Source organism: Curtobacterium sp. P97, assembly GCF_023712445.1.
Lineage (GTDB): Bacteria > Actinomycetota > Actinomycetes > Actinomycetales > Microbacteriaceae > Curtobacterium.
Window position 1 is genome coordinate 20,261 of sequence record NZ_JAMAYF010000015.1, and the last position, 20,602, is coordinate 40,862.

The 20,602-nt window shown below is 70.8% G+C and carries 20 protein-coding genes; 13 read left to right on the top strand and 7 right to left on the bottom strand.

Annotated elements, in window-relative coordinates:
• Positions 1–7: 7 nt before the first annotated feature.
• From M3677_RS14820 to M3677_RS14845, 6 genes are all read left to right on the top strand, one after another.
• Entirely contained in the window at positions 8–994 is a 987-nt protein-coding gene (locus M3677_RS14820; RefSeq protein ID WP_066656933.1) for a branched-chain amino acid ABC transporter permease, read from the top strand.
• On the top strand, positions 987–1,916 hold the full coding sequence (locus M3677_RS14825; RefSeq protein WP_066656931.1) for an ABC transporter ATP-binding protein: 930 nt from the start codon (positions 987–989) through the stop codon (positions 1,914–1,916). The genes M3677_RS14820 and M3677_RS14825 overlap by 8 nt, the downstream gene beginning before the upstream one ends.
• Positions 1,913–2,746 (top strand): ABC transporter ATP-binding protein, encoded by an 834-nt coding sequence (locus tag M3677_RS14830; protein WP_245172344.1) that lies wholly within the window; start codon positions 1,913–1,915, stop codon positions 2,744–2,746. Before M3677_RS14825 ends, M3677_RS14830 begins: the two co-directional genes overlap by 4 nt.
• A 409-nt stretch (positions 2,747–3,155) precedes the next feature.
• The gene (locus M3677_RS14835; protein ID WP_144411388.1) at positions 3,156–3,341 is read left to right on the top strand and encodes a hypothetical protein; all 186 of its coding nucleotides are present in this window, start codon (positions 3,156–3,158) and stop codon (positions 3,339–3,341) included.
• Between the two features lie 151 nt (positions 3,342–3,492).
• Positions 3,493–4,614, top strand: a complete 1,122-nt coding sequence (locus M3677_RS14840) for a GuaB3 family IMP dehydrogenase-related protein (RefSeq protein WP_066656924.1) — start codon at positions 3,493–3,495, stop codon at positions 4,612–4,614.
• 258 nt (positions 4,615–4,872) lie between these two features.
• Complete coding sequence (locus tag M3677_RS14845; RefSeq protein ID WP_245172357.1) at positions 4,873–6,633, top strand: glycerol-3-phosphate dehydrogenase/oxidase; 1,761 nt, start codon at positions 4,873–4,875, stop codon at positions 6,631–6,633.
• Between the two features lie 101 nt (positions 6,634–6,734).
• Here the strand turns inward: M3677_RS14845 and M3677_RS14850 are convergent, their stop codons facing one another.
• The gene (locus M3677_RS14850) at positions 6,735–7,256 is read right to left on the bottom strand and encodes a hypothetical protein (RefSeq protein WP_209685309.1); all 522 of its coding nucleotides are present in this window, start codon (positions 7,254–7,256) and stop codon (positions 6,735–6,737) included.
• A 112-nt stretch (positions 7,257–7,368) separates the two neighbouring features.
• Between M3677_RS14850 and M3677_RS14855 the strand changes: the two genes are divergently transcribed.
• From M3677_RS14855 to guaA, 5 genes are read left to right on the top strand one after another with little or no spacing between them, the layout of a single operon-like run.
• Complete coding sequence (locus M3677_RS14855; protein ID WP_058728934.1) at positions 7,369–7,899, top strand: cation:proton antiporter regulatory subunit; 531 nt, start codon at positions 7,369–7,371, stop codon at positions 7,897–7,899.
• A 3-nt stretch (positions 7,900–7,902) separates the two neighbouring features.
• Entirely contained in the window at positions 7,903–9,426 is a 1,524-nt protein-coding gene (locus tag M3677_RS14860) for a cation:proton antiporter (protein ID WP_209685311.1), read from the top strand.
• Between the two features lie 5 nt (positions 9,427–9,431).
• A complete protein-coding gene (locus M3677_RS14865; protein WP_251155215.1) occupies positions 9,432–10,241 on the top strand; it encodes an SURF1 family cytochrome oxidase biogenesis protein in 810 nt (269 codons plus the stop codon).
• A 10-nt stretch (positions 10,242–10,251) separates the two neighbouring features.
• Positions 10,252–10,698: a DUF3817 domain-containing protein gene (locus M3677_RS14870; RefSeq protein ID WP_066656914.1), complete on the top strand. Its 447-nt coding sequence runs from the start codon at positions 10,252–10,254 to the stop codon at positions 10,696–10,698.
• The gene (gene guaA, locus M3677_RS14875) at positions 10,695–12,275 is read left to right on the top strand and encodes a glutamine-hydrolyzing GMP synthase (RefSeq protein WP_251160918.1); all 1,581 of its coding nucleotides are present in this window, start codon (positions 10,695–10,697) and stop codon (positions 12,273–12,275) included. The genes M3677_RS14870 and guaA overlap by 4 nt, the downstream gene beginning before the upstream one ends.
• 274 nt (positions 12,276–12,549) lie before the next feature.
• Here the strand turns inward: guaA and M3677_RS14880 are convergent, their stop codons facing one another.
• Together M3677_RS14880 and M3677_RS14885 are read right to left on the bottom strand one after the other, a co-directional pair.
• Positions 12,550–13,419 carry a Bax inhibitor-1/YccA family protein gene (locus M3677_RS14880; RefSeq protein WP_209685315.1) on the bottom strand — a complete coding sequence of 290 codons (870 nt, stop codon included), beginning with the start codon at positions 13,417–13,419 and terminating at the stop codon, positions 12,550–12,552.
• Between the two features lie 113 nt (positions 13,420–13,532).
• A complete protein-coding gene (locus tag M3677_RS14885) occupies positions 13,533–14,519 on the bottom strand; it encodes a DUF817 domain-containing protein (RefSeq protein ID WP_251160919.1) in 987 nt (328 codons plus the stop codon).
• 113 nt (positions 14,520–14,632) lie between these two features.
• On the opposite strand from M3677_RS14885, the gene M3677_RS14890 reads away from it, so the two are divergent.
• Entirely contained in the window at positions 14,633–15,646 is a 1,014-nt protein-coding gene (locus M3677_RS14890) for a glycerophosphodiester phosphodiesterase family protein (protein ID WP_251160920.1), read from the top strand.
• On the opposite strand, the gene M3677_RS14895 is transcribed toward M3677_RS14890, so the two are convergent.
• Positions 15,620–16,153 carry a hypothetical protein gene (locus M3677_RS14895; RefSeq protein ID WP_251160921.1) on the bottom strand — a complete coding sequence of 178 codons (534 nt, stop codon included), beginning with the start codon at positions 16,151–16,153 and terminating at the stop codon, positions 15,620–15,622. The two genes, M3677_RS14890 and M3677_RS14895, sit on opposite strands and share 27 nt — an antisense overlap.
• 119 nt (positions 16,154–16,272) lie before the next feature.
• Between M3677_RS14895 and M3677_RS14900 the strand changes: the two genes are divergently transcribed.
• Positions 16,273–18,738, top strand: a complete 2,466-nt coding sequence (locus M3677_RS14900) for an ATP-dependent helicase (protein ID WP_066656896.1) — start codon at positions 16,273–16,275, stop codon at positions 18,736–18,738.
• A 58-nt stretch (positions 18,739–18,796) separates the two neighbouring features.
• Here the strand turns inward: M3677_RS14900 and M3677_RS14905 are convergent, their stop codons facing one another.
• The 3 genes from M3677_RS14905 to M3677_RS14915 form a co-directional block, all read right to left on the bottom strand.
• Positions 18,797–19,069: a hypothetical protein gene (locus M3677_RS14905; RefSeq protein ID WP_251160922.1), complete on the bottom strand. Its 273-nt coding sequence runs from the start codon at positions 19,067–19,069 to the stop codon at positions 18,797–18,799.
• A 164-nt stretch (positions 19,070–19,233) separates the two neighbouring features.
• Positions 19,234–19,725, bottom strand: a complete 492-nt coding sequence (locus M3677_RS14910; protein ID WP_251160923.1) for a GNAT family N-acetyltransferase — start codon at positions 19,723–19,725, stop codon at positions 19,234–19,236.
• 229 nt (positions 19,726–19,954) lie between these two features.
• The gene (locus M3677_RS14915) at positions 19,955–20,590 is read right to left on the bottom strand and encodes a pyridoxal 5'-phosphate synthase (RefSeq protein ID WP_209685326.1); all 636 of its coding nucleotides are present in this window, start codon (positions 20,588–20,590) and stop codon (positions 19,955–19,957) included.
• Between the last annotated feature and the right edge of the window lie 12 nt (positions 20,591–20,602).

The following is a 20,602-nucleotide window of genomic DNA, read 5'->3' on the forward strand; positions in this document are numbered from 1 at the left end:
CACCGACATGGACTACATCCTGAACCTGCTGTCCTCGCTGACGCAGGAGGCCCTCGCCCCCACCACGGCGGCGTTCGCCCTGGCCGCGATCGGCCTCAACGTGCACTTCGGTCTGACCGGACTGATCAACATGGGCCAGGCGGCGTTCCTGCTGCTCGGCGCCTACGGCTTCGCGATCTCGATCACGAACGGCCTGCCCTTCGTCATGGCGGTGCTCGTCGCCCTGGCGGTCGCGATCGTGTTCGCGGTCATCCTCGGCATCCCGACCCTGCGGTTGCGCGGCGACTACCTGGCGATCGTGACGATCTCCGGCGCCGAGATCATCCGCATGGTCGGACGCTCCAGCCTGCTGACGAACACCACCGGCGGCTCGAACGGCATCGCCGGGTCGAGCTACCGCGACCCGTTCAACGCCCTCAGCCCGCTGCCCGACGGCACCACGAGCATCCTGTGGTTCACGTACTCGAACAACGGCGTCAACGGTTGGTGGATCCGCATCGCGGCCTGGGGCCTCGTGGCGCTCTTCACCCTCGTGCTCTTCCTGCTCATGCGCAGCCCGTGGGGTCGCGTCGTGAAGGCCATCCGCGAGGACGAGGACGCCGTGCGGTCCCTCGGCAAGAACGTCTACTCGTACAAGATGCAGGCGCTCGTGTTCGGCGGCGCGCTCGGTGCGCTCGCCGGGGTGATCTACGTGCTGCCGAGTTCCGTGCAGCCGGACGCGATGGGCCGTTCCATGACGTTCTTCATCTGGACCGCGCTGATCCTCGGCGGTGCCGCGACCGTGTTCGGTCCGGTGCTCGGGGCGATCCTGTTCTTCGTCGTGCGGCTCTTCGTCCGCACCCTCGCCGGGGACTTCATCCCCGACTCGATCATGAACGCGCAGCAGGCGGAGCAGTTCTCCTACGTGCTCGTCGGCGTCGCGCTCATGCTCCTCATCGTGTTCCGGCCACAGGGACTCCTGGGCAACAAGAAGGAGCTGTCGTTCAGTGTCTGAGACCTACACCCACACGAAGTCCGACCCGATCCTGACGGTCGACGGCGTCACCCGGCACTTCGGCGGCATGACCGCGGTCGACGTCGACCACCTCGAGGTGCAGCGCGGCACCATCACCGCCCTGATCGGCCCGAACGGCGCCGGCAAGACGACGTTCTTCAACCTGCTGACCGGCTTCGACAAGCCGAGCCCCGGCGCGACGACCCGCTTCAACGGCGACACGCTGCAGAAGACGAGCGCGACGCACATCGCCAACAAGGGCATGGTCCGCACGTTCCAGCTCACGAAGGCGCTGAGCCGCCTCACCGTGATGCAGAACATGCTGCTCGGCGCCCGCGACCAGCCGGGCGAGAACTTCTTCGTCGGCCTCGTCCCGGCGCTGTGGCGGAAGCGCGAGCGCGAGATCACCGCCAAGGCCGAGGACCTGCTCGCCCGCTTCAAGCTCCTCGAGAAGCAGGACGACTACGCAGGTTCCCTGTCGGGCGGGCAGCGGAAGCTCCTCGAGATGGCCCGCGCACTGATGTCCGACCCGACGATGATCATGCTCGACGAGCCGATGGCGGGCGTGAACCCCGCGCTCACCCAGTCGCTGCTCGGACACATCCAGTCGCTGCGCGACGACGGCATGACCGTGCTCTTCGTGGAGCACGACATGCACATGGTCCGGCACATCTCCGACTGGGTGGTCGTGATGGCCGAGGGCAAGGTCGTCGCCGAGGGCCCGGCCGACACGGTGATGGACGACCGCGCCGTCATCGACGCGTACCTCGGTGCGCACCACGACACCGACCTGGGCGACGACTCGCTCCTCACCGAGGAGACCTACGAGGAGCTGGCCGACGAGGTGGCCGAAGAGGAAGCAGCGGACGACCACCCGAAGGCGGACGACCGCAAGCAGGACGAGCAGGAGGCGACCCGATGACCGACGCAACGAACGCAGCTGACGCGGGCCGCGCCTCCAGTCCGACGACGGGTGCGACGAGCGCGACGAGCGCAACCGCGACGATCGACCGCGGCGAGCCCGTCCTGACCGCGAAGAACCTCGTCGCGGGGTACCTGCCGGGCGTGAACATCCTCAACGGCTGCGACCTCGACTGCTACCCGGGCGAGCTCATCGGCATCATCGGTCCGAACGGTGCCGGCAAGTCGACGCTCCTCAAGGCACTGTTCGGCCTGGTGTCGATCCGCGAGGGCTCGGTCTCCCTGCAGGGCGAGGACATCACGAACCTCAAGGCGAACAAGCTCGTCCAGGCCGGCGTCGGCTTCGTCCCGCAGACGAACAACGTGTTCCCCTCGCTCTCGATCGAGGAGAACCTGCAGATGGGCCTGTACCTGCGCCCGAAGAAGTTCGCCGAGCGGCTCGAGGTCATCTACGACCTGTTCCCGGTCCTCGGACAGCGGCGGACGCAGCGGGCGGGCTCGCTGTCGGGAGGTGAACGGCAGTCGGTCGCGATGGCCCGCGCGCTGATGATGGACCCGAAGGTGCTGCTGCTCGACGAGCCCTCCGCGGGCCTGTCGCCGGTGCGCCAGGACGAGACGTTCATCCGCACGCGCCGGATCAACAAGGCCGGGGTGTCGATCATCATGGTCGAGCAGAACGCGCGACGCTGTCTGCAGATCTGCGATCGTGGGTACGTGCTCGACCAGGGGAGGAACGCGTACTCGGGCACCGGGCGTGAGCTCGCCGACGACCCGAAGGTCATCGAGCTCTACCTGGGGACGCTCGCCAAGGACGTCGACTCCGCTCGCTGAGCGGGGTCGACCCGCGGGTACTGCTGTGGGGGTGGTACCCGCATCCCGACGGGGCCGCGCAGGCTGCTGATGCGCCGCGCGGCCCCGTCCTCATGCCCCGGGCGTCGTCAGGCCCGGGGCGGCGTCGCAGTCGTGGTGGTCGTGGTGGTCGTGGCGGTCGTCGCGGACGTCGCGTTCGTGGCGCCGAGACGCCGGCGTGTCAGCGTGACGCCGCGGACACACCGAGACGCCGCCGGATCCGGGTGCGTCTCGCGTCGACCGAGGCGTCTCGCGTTTCGCGTCTCGCGTCGACGCCCGCGTCTCGCCGCCGCCACCTGCGTCCGGCCCGGCCGGGAGGCGCGACCCACCCCCGCCCCGCCGGCCCGGCCCGCGCACGCCGGCTCCCCGTCCGTCGGCTAGCGTGACGCACGTGCGGACCCCCGGCCCCCTCGTGCTCGACGCCCTCGTCTGGGTCGTCTTCGCCGTGCTCTTCGTGGGCGCCGCACTGCTGGTCAAGGTCGCCGCCGCCCTGCTCGCGGTCCTCGTCGTGCTCGCGCTCCTGCTCGGCCTGGTCCTCCGGGCCCTGCGGAAGCGACGGACACGACCGCGACGCTGAGCCGCACCCGCACCCGCACCCGCACCCGCACCAGCACCAGCACCAGCACCCGCACCCGCACCAGCACCAGCAGCAGTGACCCCACCGGTACGGCGTCGCCCTGCACCGTCCACCCGTCCCACTCCGGGACCCCGCCCGCTAGGCTTGCCCGGTGACTGAAGTCGAGATCGGTGCAGGCAAGCGCGGCCGTCGGGCGTACGCGTTCGACGACATCGCGGTGGTCCCCTCGCGGCGCACCCGCGACCCGCACGACGTGAGCGTGCAGTGGTCGATCGACGCGTTCACCTTCGCGTCGCCGATCCTCTCGGCGCCGATGGACTCGGTGTCCTCGCCGGCGACGGTCATCCAGATGGGCGAGCTCGGGATCCTGGGCGTGCTCGACCTCGAGGGCCTGTGGACCCGGTACGAGGACCCGACGCCGTACTACGAGGAGATCAAGACCCTCACGGACGGCAACGTCACGAAGCGCATGCAGGAGATCTACTCCGAGCCGGTCAAGGCCGAGCTGATCACCGCGCGCCTGGCCGAGATCCGTGCCGCCGGGGTGCCGGTCGCCGGTTCGCTCAGCCCGCAGCGCACGCAGGAGTTCTCGCAGACGGTCGTCGACGCCGGTGTCGACCTGTTCGTCATCCGCGGCACGACGGTCTCGGCGGAGCACGTCTCCCAGAACCAGGAGCCGCTCAACCTCAAGAAGTTCATCTACGAGCTCGACGTGCCGGTCATCGTGGGCGGTGCCTCGACGTACACGTCGGCGCTGCACCTCATGCGCACCGGTGCCGCGGGCGTGCTCGTCGGCTTCGGCGGCGGGGCGGCCTCGACGACCCGCGCCGCCCTCGGCATCCACGCACCGATGGCGACCGCGGTGGCCGACGTCGCCGGTGCCCGACGCGACTACATGGACGAGTCCGGCGGCCGCTACGTGCACGTCATCGCGGACGGCGGGCTCGACACCGCCGGTGACATCGTCAAGGCGATCGCCGTCGGCGCGGACGCCGTCATGCTCGGCACCGCACTGGCCCGCGCGACCGAGGCCCCGGGTGGTGGCTTCCACTGGGGTGCCGAGGCACACCACGCCGAGCTGCCCCGCGGTCGTCGGGTCGAGGTCGGGCAGATCGCCCCGCTCGAGAACGTGCTGAACGGGCCGACGCCGTCGTGGGACGGCCGCGCGAACCTGGTCGGTGCGCTGCGTCGGTCGATGGCCACCACCGGATACTCCGACGTCAAGGAGTTCCAGCGAGTAGAAGTGGTCGTGGCGCCGTACCACCAGCAGTGACGGTGGCACCCGTGCTCCCGCACGGGTGACGCCTCGGCGCTCCCGTGCGCGGAGGCCGGCTCCGTGCGCGCAACCCGCACGGAGGCGACGATGGCCAAGCCAGCCAGCAGCACCACGCAGACCAGCACGGACGCGACGAGCGCAGGTGCCGAGAGCACCGTCGAGGACGCCCGGCATGCCACGGCACCGAGCGCGAGCGTCGGCTTCGACCCGGCGGCCAAGCTCGGTCCGGAGGAGCGCGCCGCCGCGATCGAGGCGATGAAGACCCGGGAGCTCGACGTCCTGGTGGTCGGCGGCGGCATCGTCGGCGGTGGCAGCGCGCTCGACGCCGTCACCCGCGGCCTGAGCGTCGGCATCGTCGAGGCCCGCGACTGGGGCTCGGGGACGTCGAGCCGCTCGTCGAAGCTCGTGCACGGCGGCATCCGCTACCTCGAGCAGCTGAACTTCGCGCTCGTCCGCGAGGCCCTGATCGAACGCGGCCTGCTGCTGCAGCGCATCGCTCCGCACCTGGTGAAGCCCGTTCGCTTCCTCTACCCGCTCAACCACCGCGTGTGGGAGCGCTTCTACATCGGCATCGGCATGGCGATGTACGACGTCTTCAGCTGGTCCGGCGGTCGTCCGCCCGGGGTCCCGCACCACCGGCACCTCAGCCGCAAGCAGGTCCTCAAGAACATGCCGGGCCTGAAGAAGGACGCCTTCGTCGGCGGCATGACCTACTACGACGCCCAGGTCGACGACGCCCGCTACGTCGCGTCGCTCGTGCGCACCGCAGCGTCGTACGGCGCGCACGCGGCGAGCCGGGTCCGCATCGAGGGGTTCATCAAGGTCGGGGAGCGGGTGGTCGGGGCGCACGCGCACGACATCCAGACGGGCGAGAAGTTCGACATCCGGGCGAAGCAGGTCGTGAACGCGACGGGCGTCTGGACCGACGACACCCAGGCGATGGTCGGCACCCGCGGGCAGTTCAAGGTGCGGGCGTCGAAGGGCGTGCACCTCGTGATCCCGCGCGACCGCTTCCAGTCGAACACCGGCATGATCCTCCGCACCGAGAAGAGCGTGCTCTTCGTCATCCCGTGGGGCCGGCACTGGCTCGTCGGCACGACGGACACCGACTGGAACCTCGACAAGGCGCACCCGGCGGCGACCGCGGCGGACATCGACTACATCCTCGAGCACGTGAACAAGGTCCTCGCGGTGCCGCTCACCCGCGAGGACGTCGAGGGCGTCTACGCCGGCCTCCGACCGCTGCTCGCGGGCGAGTCGGACCAGACGTCGCAGCTCAGCCGTGAGCACGTCGTCGCGCACACCGCTCCGGGCCTGGTCGTGGTCGCGGGCGGCAAGTGGACGACCTACCGCGTGATGGGCAAGGACGCCATCGACGAGGCGGTCGCGGCGATGGACGGCAAGATCCCGGCGTCGACGACCGAGGACATCCCGCTGGTCGGTGCCGAGGGCTACCCGGCGGCCTGGAACCGTCGCGGGCGCACCGCTCGGCAGTTCGGCGTGCACAAGGTCCGGATCGAGCACCTGCTCAACCGGTACGGAACCCAGGCCACCGAGGTGCTGCAGCTCGTCGAGCAGGACCCGTCGCTCGCCGAGCCGCTGCCGCAGGCGGACGACTACATCGGTGCCGAGGTCGTCTACGCGGCCTCGCACGAGGGCGCCCTGCACCTGGAGGACGTCCTCGCTCGCCGCACCCGCATCTCGATCGAGGCGTGGGACCGCGGAGAAGAGGCGGCCCCGGTCGCCGCGAAGCTCATGGCCGGCGTGCTCGGGTGGGACCAGGAGACGACCGAGCACGAGGTGTCGAACTACCTGAAGCGCGTCGCCGCCGAGCGCGAGTCGCAGCTGCAGCCCGACGACGAGTCGGCCGACCGGGTGCGCCTCGAGGCGCCGGACATCGCGTTCGGCTTCGACGAGGACGACGTGGTGGTCGGCGGTGGCCGGTCGAGCGGTGCCGACGGCGCGAAGGCGACGGACGAGCAGGTCGAGGGCGAGAAGACGAGCGAACCGCGGTAGGTCACCGACGGGAGGCGCGTGGCGGCCCCGCCATGCGCCTCCCGTCCGTCGCCTCGCCGCGTCCCTCCCGCGAAACGCAACCTCGGCGGTTCCCCGCAGCGCTACTCCGCTGCGAGCTGTCGCCGACGTTGCGTGTTGCGGGTGCGGGTCCGGACGGCGGTGCCGACGAGCACGGCCGGGATCGCGATGACCGCCGCCGTGCTCGTCAGGTACAGCACGCCGGACCAGATCGTGTGCGCGGCGCCGTCGGTCGGCCACGAGTCAGCGACGTCCATGCCGAGCCAGAAGCCCGACTGGAACGTCGCGAGGGCGCCCGCAGCGAGGACGCCGAGGTGCAGCACCGCGATCGTCGTCGCCGGCAGCCGCGACGCGAGTCCGACGACCGCGGCGGTGAGCGCCAGCCCCACACCGATCCCTGCGACCACGAGCACGCCGACGACGTCCTGCGCCACGTCGTTGCCCACGTCCACCCGCGCGTAGATCTGCGCGAGCGAGCGCCCCGGCACCGCGCCGAGCGGATCCAGCACGAGTGCGTTCACGGCCAGCAGCGCCGCGTAGGCCGCGACGACCACCACCCCGACGACGGCGACGACGATGCGGGCACGGCCCCCGGTGTTCCCCATGCGGCGAGGCTAGCGACGGGCCGGACCGGCACGCGTCCACCGACCGGATGACCCGTGGAATGGGCCGCCGCACCCGGTGGTTATCATCGGGGTACTCACCAAGGGAGCCATCATGGTCGACGTCCATCGCGTCAAACTCCCCGGAGTCGGCGTGCTGCACAGCTTCTACACCGACGACGGTGGCAAGTGCGGTGTCATCACGCACCGGTCGGGGCACTCCGACCTCATCTCGTTCGCCGACGTCTCCGACGGCGCGGACAAGTCGGAGAAGGTCTCGCTCCGCCTGAGCGAGGACGAGGCGCACACCCTCGCCGAACTGCTCGGCGGTACCCGGATCACCGAGGGCCTCGACAAGCTCGACGAGATCCCCGGCCTGTCGATCGACTGGTTCAGCGTCGACTACGAGGACGCCATCGCCGGCAAGCCCCTCGGCGACCTGCACGACTCGGGCTTCATCGGCCTGACCGTCGTCGCCGTGGTCCGCGGCGACAGCGCCAACCCCGCGCCCTCGCCGGACTTCGTCGTGTTCCCCGGTGACACCATCGTCGTCGCCGGCGCTCCCGAGAAGGTCGCCAAGGCGTTCTCCTTCTACCGCAGCGGACAGCTGGCGGCGGCTGCCGCCGAGGCGCCGCCCGGGAGCTGACCCGTGCATCTCGGCGGCGAACTGCTCACCATCGGTGTGCTCTTCGTCATCGCCTACGTGCTCGGGCGCCTGGGCAAGACGATCGGTCTGCCCGCCATCCCGATCTACATGGTGGTCGGGCTCATCGCGAGCCCGCACACCCCGTGGATCGGCCTCAACGTCGAGTCGCACACGATCGAGCTCATCGCGACCTTCGGGCTCATCCTCCTGCTCTTCAACCTCGGGCTGGAGTTCGACCAGGAGGAGTTCTACGGCAACGCCGGGAAGCTCCTGGTCTCCGGCGGCACGTACGTCGCCATCAACATGGGCGTCGGGTTCGCCTTCGGGTTCTCGCTCGGCTGGGGCACGCGAGAGGCCCTGATCATCGCGGGCATGACGGCCACGTCGTCGAGTGCGATCGTCACGAAGCTGCTCATCGAGCTGCGGCGCCTGGCGAACGACGAGACCCCGATGATCCTGGGCGTCACCGTCATCGAGGACGTCTTCATCGCCATCTACCTGGCGATCGTCTCCGTGGTGCTCTCCGGCGACACGAACCTCTGGGCCGTGGTCGGCAAGCTCGCGCTCGCGTTCGGCTTCCTCATCGTCATGTTCACGCTCGCCCGGTTCGCCGGCAAGTGGGTGTCGAAGATCTTCGCCACCCGCGACGACGAGCTGTTCACGGTGCTGTTCTTCGGGCTGGCGGTGATGTTCGGCGGCATCGGTGACCTGCTCGGCGTGACCGACGCCATCGGTGCGTTCGTGATCGGCCTGCTCTGCGGTGCGACCCGGTACCGGGACCGTATCGAGCAGCTGGCGCTCCCGATGCGCGACGTGTTCGCGGCGTTCTTCTTCGTGAACTTCGGCCTCGGACTCGACCTGTCGACCTTCGGCGAGGTGCTCTGGCCCGTCCTCGGCGCGATCGGCATGACCATCGTGCTGAACGCCGTCGCCGGGCAGCTCGTCGCCCGCATGAACGGCTTCAACGTCCAGCAGGGGATCAACACCGCGGTGATCCTGGTCAACCGCGGCGAGTTCGCGCTGATCCTCGCGACGCTGTCGGCTGCCGCCGGCCTGGAGGCGCGGATCACCGCCTTCGCGGGCCTCTACGTCCTCGTGATGGCCGTCCTGGGTCCGCTGCTCGCCGTCAACTCGGACCGGATCGGCCGCCTCGTGGTGCGTCCCGCCCGGGTGGCGCGGCTGCGCCAGCGCCTGCGCGACCGGCTCGGCCGCGGCACGGGCCGATCGGGAACGGACGGCGCTGCCGGCGCTGCCGGTGTCGGGATCCCGGCCGGACCGGCCCTCGACGAGGCGATCGACACCGCCGCCGAGGCCGGCGTCGCCGACCAGGACGCGGCGGCCGCCGCGCGTCGTGCCGAGCGGGACCGCCAGTTCGCCGAGGAGTTCGCCCTCGTGGAGGCTGCGGGCAGGGAAGAGCGCGAGAATGGGTCACCGGAGCCGACGACGAGCGAACCCGTGACGTCGCCGGTGGACATCCCTGCCGAGCGCCCGAAGCGCCCGGTCCGCCAGCGCGATCCGGAGTACTGATACAGATGTGGGCCGTAGCCCGACGACCGAGGTGGATCGCACTGCTCCTGCTGGCGCTCGTGCTCGCCGGGACCTTCGCGGGCCTCGGCAAGTGGCAGCTCGAGCGGAGCATCGCGAACGGCAAGCCCCTGCCGGCGACGACCGAGACCCGCAAGGCCCTCGACGACGTCACCGAGCCCGGCCGTGCGGCGTCGGAGTCCATCGCCGGGCAGCGCATCTCCGTCACGGGCACGTTCGTCGCGGGTGACACGACGATCCTGACCGGGCGGTCCGGCGGCGGCACCTACCAGGCGATCGGACACCTCGTCGACACGGAGACCGGTGCGAGCCTGCCGGTCGTGATCGGCTGGTCCGACCAGCGGCGACAGGCCGAGGCCGGCGGCGAGCGCCTCACCGACGGCCAGGAGCTCACGGTGCAGGGGCGCTACTACCCGGCAGAGTCCCCGGACCAGGACGCCTACAGCAAGGGTGAGTACTCGGCCGTGGCCCCGGCCCGGTTCGTGAACACCTGGAAGGCCTTCGATGACCGGATGTACATCGGGTACGTCGTCGCCGACGGCACCACCGCGAAGGCCGCCGACCTCGGCACCATCGCCGACCGTGCTCCGACGCGCGAGGTCCGCTTCGACTGGCTCAACCTCTTCTACGCGATCGAGTGGGTCGTGTTCGCCGGGTTCGCCGTGTTCCTCTGGTACCGGTTCGTGAAGGACGCCTGGGAGCGCGAGCAGGAGGACGCCCGCGAGGCCGCGGCCGCGGACACCGACGCCGCCGGGAGCCCGGGGGAGCCCGCCGAGCCCGCCCGGTCGCACCGGTAGGATCGACCCCATGGCCCTGACCGTCCGCACGCGTGACATCCCGAAGATCCCGGGCGCGGTGAAGTGGTACCGCGTCTCCGCGTACATCACCGGCGTGCTGCTGCTCGCGCTCGTGATCGAGGTCGTCATCAAGTACACGCCGCTGCAGCTCGAGATGCAGCTCGGCAACGGCCCGTTCTTCGTGCCGAACGGCACCGCGGGCGAAGCACCCGGCACGTTCAACCTGTCTATCGCGATCCTCATCGCGCACGGCTGGCTCTACGTGCTGTACCTGTTCACGGACTTCCGCCTGTGGAGCATCATGCGCTGGAGGCCGTCGCGCTTCCTGCTCATCGCCCTCGGCGGCATCATCCCGTTCATGTCCTTCGTGGTGGAGCACCGCATGCAGCAGAAGGCCATGGACACCTACCACGAGCTGACCGCTGCCCAGCAGCGTGAGAAGGAGGCCGCTCGGTGAGCGAGACCGAACAGCGCCCTGTCCTGGTCGTCGACTTCGGCGCGCAGTACGCCCAGCTGATCGCACGGCGCGTGCGCGAGGCGAACGTCTACAGCGAGATCGTCCCGCACTCGATCACGGCGGACGAGGTCCGCGAGAAGGACCCGGCGGCCATCGTGCTCTCCGGTGGTCCGTCGTCCGTGTACGAGGACGGTGCGCCGTCCCTCGACGGCGAGATCCTCGACCTCGGCGTGCCCGTGCTCGGCATCTGCTACGGCTTCCAGGCCATGGCGAAGTCGCTCGGCGGCGAGGTCGCGCACACCGGCCTCCGCGAGTACGGCGCCACCGACGTGACCGTGTCGGGCACCGACAGCGTGCTGCTCGGTGACCAGCCCGAGTCCCAGGTCACGTGGATGTCGCACGGCGACTCCGTGGCGAAGGCGCCGGAGGGCTTCGCGGTCCTCGCGTCGAGCGCCTCGACCCCGGTCGCCGCGTTCGCCTCCGACGAGCGCAAGCTCTACGGCGTGCAGTGGCACCCCGAGGTGAAGCACTCCGCGTACGGCCAGGCCGTGCTCGAGAACTTCCTGCACCGCGCCGCAGGCCTCCCCGGTGACTGGAACTCCGCGAACGTCATCGAGGAGCAGGTCGAGCGGATCCGCGCGCAGGTGGGCTCGGCACGCGTCATCGCCGGGCTCTCGGGCGGTGTCGACTCCGCCGTCGCCGCGGCCCTGGTGCACAGGGCCGTCGGTGACCAGCTCACCTGCGTCTTCGTCGACCACGGGCTCCTGCGCGCCGACGAGCGCAAGCAGGTGGAGGAGGACTACGTCGCCTCGACCGGTGTCCGCCTGGTCACGGTCGACGCCGAGCAGCAGTTCCTCGACGCCCTCGCCGGCGTCAGCGACCCCGAGCAGAAGCGCAAGATCATCGGGCGCGAGTTCATCCGCACGTTCGAGGCGGCGGCCGAGGCCCTCGTGCTCGAGGCGCGCGGCGACGACGACGCCGGAGAGGTCAAGTTCCTCGTCCAGGGCACGCTCTACCCCGACGTGGTCGAGTCCGGCGGCGGATCCGGCACCGCGAACATCAAGTCGCACCACAACGTCGGCGGCCTGCCCGAGGACATGACGTTCGAGCTCGTCGAGCCGCTGCGCACCCTGTTCAAGGACGAGGTGCGAGCCGTCGGCCGCGAGCTCGGGCTGCCCGAGGTCATCGTCGGCCGCCAGCCGTTCCCCGGCCCCGGGCTCGGCATCCGCATCGTCGGCGAGGTCACGAAGGACCGCCTCGAGCTGCTCCGGGCCGCGGACAAGATCGCGCGCGAGGAGCTCACCGCGGCCGGCCTCGACGAGGAGATCTGGCAGTGCCCGGTCGTCCTGCTCGCCGACGTCCGCTCCGTGGGCGTCCAGGGTGACGGTCGTACCTACGGCCACCCGATCGTGCTCCGTCCGGTCTCGTCGGAGGACGCCATGACCGCCGACTGGACGCGCCTGCCGTACGACACCCTGGCGAAGATCTCGAACCGCATCACGAACGAGGTCTCCGACGTGAACCGCGTCGTGCTCGACGTCACGTCGAAGCCGCCGGGGACGATCGAGTGGGAGTGACCACTCCCTGACGCCCCGAGGGCCCGGTACGCACTGCGTGCCGGGCCCTCGCCGTGTCTCCGTGCCGCTTTCAGCCCGTCCGGGTCGCCCGGTTGGTCCGCCCCGGTCGCGCGACGTGCCGCCAGCGGACGTGCCGGTCGCACGACATGCCGCTCGTGCGAGAGGTGAGCGGCATGTCATGCGACGAGAACATGTCGGGGCGGGCGCCGACCTCCCGACACACGACGAAGGGCCCCGGCGTGTGCCGGGGCCCTTCGTGTCGATCAGGTGCGAGCTACTCGCGGTTGCTCGCCAGGATCGCGAGGATGCGCAGGATCTCGATGTACAGCCACACCAGGGTGACGATGAGGCCGAACGCCGCGGTCCAGGCGTAGATGCGGGGAGCGCCGCGCTGGACGCCGGTCTTGATCTGGTCGAAGTCGAGCACCAGCGAGTACGCCGCCATGAGCACCACGAAGATGCCGATGATGACGCCCAGCGGGATGCCGAAGATCTCGAAGCTCCGGAGACCGAACGCGGAGTTCGTCACGCCGGTCCACATGAGCACGAGGTTCACGAGCGAGAAGACCAGGTAGCCGACCATCGCGACGAGGAAGAACCGGGTCGCCTTCGGCGTCGCACGCACCTTGCCGGACGTGAAGAGCAGCAGCGTGACCGCGAAGACACCGAGGGTGCCGAACACGGCCTGCGTGACGATGCCGTCGAACTGGCTGTTGAACATCGCCGAGATGCCGCCGACGAACAGGCCCTCGAAGAACGCGTACGCCAGGACGAGCCCCGGTGACGGCTTCTTCTTGAACGTGTTGACGAGCGCGAGCACGAACCCGACGATCGCGCCGACGATCCAGACGATCGGCGGCAGGTTCCAGCCGGCGACGGCGCCGACGAGGAGCACGCCGAACGCGAGCAGCGTCTTGACGATGGTGTCTTCGTACGACATGCGGTCGGTGTCGACCGGGCTCGCCGTCGGGCGGTCGTACATGTACTGCAGCTGCTCGGGCGTCATGCCGCCCTGCTGCGGGTACTGTCCCTGCTGTGGGGTGCGTCCCCAGCCCGCCTGCTGCTGACCAGCGCCGGCGCCCCAGGCGCCACGGCCCTGGTCGTTGAAGGCGGGGGACTGGTCGAAACCGGGCTTGAAGGCCATGGTGTCCTCTTCCTCGGAGATTTACGTCCTCTCAGCCTAGGGGCGCCCCGTCGCGGAAGGCTGAGGATTCGCGGCGAGCGGAAGCGGGACCCGGTGGTCCCGACACCGGGAGCCTACGGTCGCGGTCTGCGTGGCTGCCCCGAGCTCGTCGTGAGCTGGCCGACCGCCGGACGGGCGCCTGCGGGGCGGTGTCGGGACGTGCCTCCCGGTCGGTCGGTGCCCGCACGTCGTCGGTCGGTGACCGCCGGAGCCGACCGGACCTGCGGGTACAGCCACGAGATCAGCGCGACCGAGACGACCATGAGCAGCAGCCAGGCGACGACCTTCGTCGGCGCGACCGGCTGCCACGCTCCCGCCTGCGCCGGGTAGGACCAGGCGCCGGCCCAGGTCGCGACGTTCTCGGCCAGCCAGATGAACAGCGCGACGAGCGCCATCGCGAGCAGGACCGGCATCCGCAGCGTCGCGCGGTGCACGCGGACGTGCATCGTGGTGCGTGCGAACAGGGCCACGACCAGGGCGAGCAGCACGTACCGCGCGTCCCACACGAAGTGGTGCCCGAAGAAGTTCGCGTAGATGCCCGCCGCGACGAGCACGAGCGACCACTGCCGCGGGTACCGGTCGAAGCGCAGGTCGAACAGCCGCACGACCCGGACCATGTACGACCCGACCGCGCCGTACATGAACCCGGAGAAGAGCGGCACGCCCGCCACCACGAGCCAGCCGTCGCCCGCGTACTCCCACGACCCGACGTGGGTCTTGAAGACCTCCATAACCGTGCCGACCACGTGGAAGACCAGCACCACCCGGAGCTCCCGGACCGTCTCGAGGCCGAACACGAGCATCGCGACCTGGATCGCCGCCGCGGACATCGTGAGGACGTCGTTCCGGGCCCCGGGAGGCACGGTCAGGTGCACCACGACCATCGTCGCGAGGAGCAGCGCCCCGAACGTGCACGCCCACGCCTGCTTCGCGCCGAACACCAGGAACTCGGTGAGGGCGAGACGGCCCGGGCGGTGCGGCTGGTGCCCGGCGTCGAGCAGGCGGCGGGCCGCGCGGTCGATGCGGGCCTCGACGGCGGTGGAGAGGTGTCGGACGGTCACGGAGCGACCCTCCGCGGGCGGCCTGGGAACGAGGGGCGACGGCTGAACGGATGTGTCCACAGGCACACCGTGAGGACACCTGCGGGCAGGGTCGAGCGGCTACGGTTCGGCGCATGACCCGTGTGATCGCCCACCGTGGTGCCTCCGGCCACCGACCGGAGCACTCCCGGAGTGCCTACGAACTGGCCGTCGGCCTCGGTGCCGACGCGATCGAGCCGGACCTCGTGCCGACGAAGGACGGCGTGCTCGTGCTGCGGCACGAGAACGAGGTGTCCGGCACGACGGACGTCGCCGACCACCCCGAGTTCGCACACCTGCGGACGACGAAGACCGTCGACGGCCAGAGCGTGACGGGCTGGTTCACCGAGGACTTCACGTGGGACGAGCTGCGGACGCTCCGGGTCCGGGAGCGCCTTCCCCGGCTGCGTCCGGCCTCGGCCGCGCGCGACGGCGAGGACGGCGTCCTGCGACTCGAGGACCTGCTCGCGATCCTCGACGCGGCTCCACGCCCGGTCGGGCTCGTCGCCGAGGTCAAGCACGCGCACTTCTTCGAGCAGGCCGGGTTCCCGATGGCGCAGCTGCTCGACGACACGCTCGGGGACGCCGGGTGGCGCGGCGACGATCGGCTGACGATCGAGTCGTTCGAGAAGACGGTGCTCCGTCAGCTCGGCGCACGGGGGACGGGTGGTCGGCTCGTGTACCTCCAGGAGGCCCGTGGCAGTGCCGCGGACGAGGTCGCCGCCCACGGATCGGCGGCTCCCTCGTGGGCGTCGGAGCGCACGGACGCCGCGCTGGCCGGGTTCGCCGCGGAGTTCCACGGCATCAGCGTCGACCTGAAGACCCTGATGGCGGGGGTCGACAGCGTCGCCGTCGACGACCCGCGCCCGGTCCGGAGCGTCATCGTCGAGCGCGCACACGCTGCGGGGCTCGCCGTCTACACGTGGACGCTCCGGCCGGAGAACCGGTTCCTGCCGGCGCCACTGCGGCGCGGGGGCGACGTGGCAGCGCACGGCGACTGGGAGCGGTGGTTCACCTCGGTCGTGCGGACCGGGGTGGACGGGGTGTTCGCGGACCACCCGGACCTGGCGGTGCGGGCGCGGTCACTCGTCGAGAGCGCCACCGACTGATCCGTCAGCTCCGCACGTCCGCACGCCGCGGAGTCGACGTCGCTGCACCGCCGCGGTCGCGCGGACGGTCCGCCAGGTGGCGATCGCAGCAGCGGCCGCAGCCGAGACCGAGATGAGCAGGCGGAAGGCCGGGAGGGGTGCCCACGCGTGGGACCAGTACGTCTCGAGCACCCACACGCAGAGCGCCGCCAGGCCGCCGGCGAGCAGTGCGTGCGCGACGACGTGCACGCCGCGGCGGGCGGAGATCCGGGCGAGCGCCCACCCGAGTGCGTACGTGCAGGGGAGCGCCACGACCCCGCCCCCGATCGTCACGAGCCCCGCGACGACGGCGAGGAGGACGATCGTGAGGGCGAGAGCGGGCGGGCCCTCGGGGCTCCCGATGCCGCCGTCGGCGAGGAAGGACCAGCCGGCCCCGACCGTGATCGTCACGGGCGTCGTGACGAACGACATCCAGACCCAGCTCCGCTCGACGAGCTCGAGGGCGTCACCTGCGGTCCACGTCCTCATGCCCGACAGCCTGTCCGCCGTCGGACCCGATCCCGGTCCTGGTGCGTCGCAGTGTGTCCCGCGGCCCACGGACCGCAGCCGCTGCGCCTGTCGGAGGGCGCGCCTAGACTGACCCGGTCATGACGATCGTGCTCGACCCCTTCGACCAGTCCCCCGAGCCGGGCGCGGGCAACCGCCCCGGCGGGTACGACGACCCCTTCACGGCGGGTCTCAACCCCCAGCAGAAGGAAGCCGTCGAGTACCGCGGCGAGTCCCTGCTCATCGTGGCGGGTGCCGGATCGGGCAAGACGAGCGTGCTCACCCGCCGCATCGCCCTGCTGCTGGCGAACCGCGAGGCCTGGCCGTCGCAGATCCTCGCCATCACGTTCACGAACAAGGCCGCCGCCGAGATGCGCGAGCGCGTGCAGGCACTGGTCGGGCAGGCCGCCGAGGGCATGTGGATCTCGACGTTCCACTCGGCGTGCGTACGGATCCTCCGGCGCGAGGCCGAGCGCTTCGGGTTCCCGCAGTCGTTCACGATCTACGACTCCGCGGACTCCCGTGCGCTCCTCAAGCGGATCATCAAGGAGCTCGAGGCGGACTCCCTCGGGCTGACCGTCGGCGCCGCGGCGTCGAAGATCTCGAAGCTCAAGAACGAGCTGCAGGACGTCGACACCTACGCCCGGAACATCAACGTGAACGACCCGCAGGAGGTCATGTTCACGGAGGTGTTCCGGCGCTACACGAACGAGCTCCGCCGGGCGAACGCCTTCGACTTCGACGACCTGATCGGGCAGACCGTCTTCCTGTTCCGCGCGTTCCCCGAGGTCGCCGCGCTCTACCAGCGCCGCTTCCGGTTCGTCCTGGTCGACGAGTACCAGGACACCAACCACGCGCAGTACGCCCTGATCCGCGAGCTCACCCGCCCGGTGCCCGTCGAGCAGGTCGACAAGCTGGAGGACACCGGACAGCACGTCGCCCGGATGCGCGAGGCCGACGGGTCGATCGCCCCGGCATCGCTCACCGTCGTCGGTGACTCGGACCAGTCGATCTACGCCTTCCGCGGCGCGGACATCCGGAACATCGTCGAGTTCGAGCGGGACTTCCCGAACTCGAAGGTGATCCTGCTCGAGCAGAACTACCGGTCGACGCAGACGATCCTCGACGCTGCGAACGCCGTCATCGCGAACAACTTCGACCGCCAGGCGAAGAACCTGTTCACCGACGTCGGGGCCGGCGACAAGATCGTCGGCTTCACCGGGTACACCGGCCACGACGAGGCGCAGTTCGTCGCCGACGAGATCCAGCGCCTGCACGACGAGGGCACGTCGTACCGGGACATGGCCGTGTTCTACCGGACCAACTCGCAGACGCGTGCGCTCGAGGAGATCTTCATCCGCTCGGCGATCCCGTACCGGGTGCTCGGCGGCACGAAGTTCTACGAGCGTGCGGAGATCAAGGACGCCATGGCGTACCTGATCACCGTCGCCAACCCGGCCGATCCGCTGTCGCTCCGGCGCATCCTCAACGTGCCCAAGCGCGGCATCGGTGCCGTGACGGAGACGGCACTGCAGCGCTACGCCGACGAGCACGAGACCTCGATGCGCGACGCCCTGCGGCACGCCGACGAGCTCGGGTTCGGGCCGAAGGTGCGGACCGCGATCACGTCGTTCGCAGCGCTGCTCGACGACGTCGCTTCGCGCGCCGCCACCCAGCCGGTGGTCGACACGCTCACGCAGCTGCTCGACGGCTCCGGGCTGCTCGAGAACCTGCGGAAGTCGCCCGACGCGCAGGACGCGGCGCGTGCGGACAACATCGACGAGCTCGTGGCGGTGACGCGGGAGTTCCAGAAGAACAACCCCGAGGGCACCCTGTCCGACTTCCTGACCGAGGTCTCCCTGGTCGCAGCGGCCGACGAGCTCGACGACTCGTCCGGCACCGTGTCGCTCATGACGCTGCACACGGCGAAGGGCCTGGAGTACGACGCGGTGTTCCTCACCGGCGTCGAGGAAGACCTGCTGCCGCACCGGATGTCCGCGAACGAGCCGGGCGGCCCCGCCGAGGAACGCCGGCTCTTCTACGTCGGCATCACCCGAGCGAAGAAGTCGCTCTTCCTGTCGCTGGCGATGACCCGCGCGCAGTTCGGCGACGTCAACGTGGCGATGCCGTCCCGCTTCCTGCAGGAGATCCCCGAGGGACTGATCGAGTGGAAGCAGTCGCCCGGCATGGCGAACAGCCGTGGGGGGACCGAACCGCGCGCGCTGAACGCCCGTCGCGGTGGCGGTCCGGGTGGCTTCGGCGGTGCCGGCGGGGGCGGCGGGGGCTACCGCGGCGGTGGCGGCTTCGGCGGCGGTTCCTACGACCGTGCGGCCGCGGCGGCGAAGACCCGTCCGAAGACCGAGTGGGCGAACCGGGTGTCCGGGCAGGTCCGGGACAACGGTGACATGGAACTCGTCGCCGGAGACCGCATCAAGCACGTCGACTTCGGCGAGGGCACGGTGTCCGCGGTGACCGGGCAGGGCGCGAAGCGCATCGCCGAGATCGCCTTCGACGCCGCGGGTCGCAAGAAGTTGCTCATCAAGATCGCGCCGATCGAGAAGCTCTGACGGCAGCGGGCGCGGTGGTGCCGGTCGACCCGGGCGGGTCGACCGGCACCCGGTCAGCTCAGCGATCCACGGGGGACCACTTCCCGTCCATCTCCGAGCGCTCCTCGTCGGTCATGGGTCGGACGTCCTCCGTGCCGTCGGCGTTGCGCGAGACCGCGATGCCGCCCGCTCCGGGGTCCTGTGCGGCGGCAGCCGGGGCGCTCGTCGTGCTCGCAGCGGGGTCGGTCGGTGTCGCGGGCGCGGCGTTCGCGACGGACGTCCCGCCGACGAGGGCTGCGCCCAGCGCGCAGGTGGCGACGGCGGTGGCGAGCAGGTGCTTCGAGGTGGTCATGGTTCCTCCTGGGATCGGGGAGCGGCGGCTGGTCCGGCGCTCCTGAGTCCAGGGAACAGCATGTGATGTTCCAGATTCCGCACTCGCAGGTGATCTCTGGACGATGACCACCCGGCGCTCAGCCCGCGTGCTGATCGAGCCGCGCCGCGGTCGAGGGCGGGAGGTCAGCGCACCATCCGGACCGCATCGAGCCCGTGCGGGCCGATCGGTTCGTGCTTGACGGTGCCGTCCCGCTCGAAGCCGTTCCGGCGGTAGAAGGCCTCGGCGCGCGCGTTGCCGTCGGCGACCCAGAGGAACGCGGGCGCGGTGCCGATCGCGGCGTCGAGCAACGCCTGTCCGACGCCCGCTCCGTGCTGCGCGGCGAGGACGTCGATGCCCTCGAGCTCGCGGTCCCGCGGGGCCTCGCCGCGACCGGGCCCCGCGGACGCCCAGCCGACGATCGCGTCGCCGACGGTGGCGACGAGCACGTCGACACCGGGCTCGGCGATGATCCCGCGCCATCGTGCCGCGCGGGCATCGACGTCGAGGGCCGCGAGGAACTCCGCCGGCAGGAGGTGGGCGTAGGCCTCGCGCCACGCCTGCACGTGCACGGCGGCGATCGCGTCGGCGTCTCGCACGTCGGCCGGTCGGACGGTGAGCGCGTGCGTGGTCCCCATCCGACGACGGTACCGCTGGCCCTGCCGTCGGCGTCGAACCACGTTCCCGACGTCGAACCAGCACCGGCGGCTGGTTCGATGTCGGAGTCCTGGTTCGACGTGCCGCTGCACAACGCGGAGCACGTCGCGCCGTGGGGTTCCGTGGCGCGAGGTGCTCACGGTTGTGCGGGGCGCCGCCGGCCCCGCCGCGCCAGCCGCGCCCGCGGCCGACCGCGCCGACCGCGCAGCGCTACGGCTGCAGCCGCGCCACGTCCCAGCCGTCACCGGCGCGGACGTACTGCAGCCGCCGGTGCATCCGGTCGCGGCTGCCCTGCCAGAACTCCACCACGTCGGGCTCGAGCCGCCACGCCACCCAGCCCTCGGGGCGCGGCACGTCGTCGTCGCTCTCGTCGAGCAGCACGTTCGCGTCGTCGATCAGGTCCTGCAGCGTGCGCGGTTCGAGCACGTCCGACTGGTCGGCGATCGCGGTGGCGGCGCGTGACTTCGGCGAGCGGTCGGCGAACAGCGCGTCGGACTCCTCGTCGGACAGCTGCACGGCCCGGCCCTCGAAGCGCAGCTGCTGCATGCTCTCGCGCCAGTACACCTGCAGCGCCGCGTGCGGGTTGTCCGCCAGCTGCCGTCCCTTCGGGCTCAGGGTCGAGGTGCCGAACACCAGCCCGCGGTCGTCGAGCCGCTTCACGTCGACGGTGCGGGCGGACACCCGCCCGTCGGCGCCGGCGGTCGCGAGGGTCATCGACATCGGCTCGGACACCTCGCGCTCCGCGGCGCCGTCGAGCCAGGCTCGGGCGACGTCGAACGGGGACGCGGGAGGCGCGTCGAACTCGGGCAGGTGCAGGGAGTCGTCACCGGAGAGCGAACTGGACATGCCCCCACCCAA

Coding starts and splice junctions, on each gene's coding strand:
- M3677_RS14820 (WP_066656933.1), top strand. CDS start 8: ATGGACTACATCCTGAACCTGCTGTCCTCGCTGACGCAGGAGGCCCTC.
- M3677_RS14900 (WP_066656896.1), top strand. CDS start 16,273: ATGACGATCGTGCTCGACCCCTTCGACCAGTCCCCCGAGCCGGGCGCG.
- M3677_RS14910 (WP_251160923.1), bottom strand. CDS start 19,725: ATGGGGACCACGCACGCGCTCACCGTCCGACCGGCCGACGTGCGAGAC.
- M3677_RS14845 (WP_245172357.1), top strand. CDS start 4,873: ATGAAGACCCGGGAGCTCGACGTCCTGGTGGTCGGCGGCGGCATCGTC.
- M3677_RS14830 (WP_245172344.1), top strand. CDS start 1,913: ATGACCGACGCAACGAACGCAGCTGACGCGGGCCGCGCCTCCAGTCCG.
- M3677_RS14895 (WP_251160921.1), bottom strand. CDS start 16,153: ATGAGGACGTGGACCGCAGGTGACGCCCTCGAGCTCGTCGAGCGGAGC.
- M3677_RS14890 (WP_251160920.1), top strand. CDS start 14,633: ATGACCCGTGTGATCGCCCACCGTGGTGCCTCCGGCCACCGACCGGAG.
- M3677_RS14905 (WP_251160922.1), bottom strand. CDS start 19,069: ATGACCACCTCGAAGCACCTGCTCGCCACCGCCGTCGCCACCTGCGCG.
- M3677_RS14880 (WP_209685315.1), bottom strand. CDS start 13,419: ATGGCCTTCAAGCCCGGTTTCGACCAGTCCCCCGCCTTCAACGACCAG.
- M3677_RS14850 (WP_209685309.1), bottom strand. CDS start 7,256: ATGGGGAACACCGGGGGCCGTGCCCGCATCGTCGTCGCCGTCGTCGGG.
- M3677_RS14870 (WP_066656914.1), top strand. CDS start 10,252: ATGGCCCTGACCGTCCGCACGCGTGACATCCCGAAGATCCCGGGCGCG.
- M3677_RS14915 (WP_209685326.1), bottom strand. CDS start 20,590: ATGTCCAGTTCGCTCTCCGGTGACGACTCCCTGCACCTGCCCGAGTTC.
- M3677_RS14865 (WP_251155215.1), top strand. CDS start 9,432: ATGTGGGCCGTAGCCCGACGACCGAGGTGGATCGCACTGCTCCTGCTG.
- M3677_RS14855 (WP_058728934.1), top strand. CDS start 7,369: ATGGTCGACGTCCATCGCGTCAAACTCCCCGGAGTCGGCGTGCTGCAC.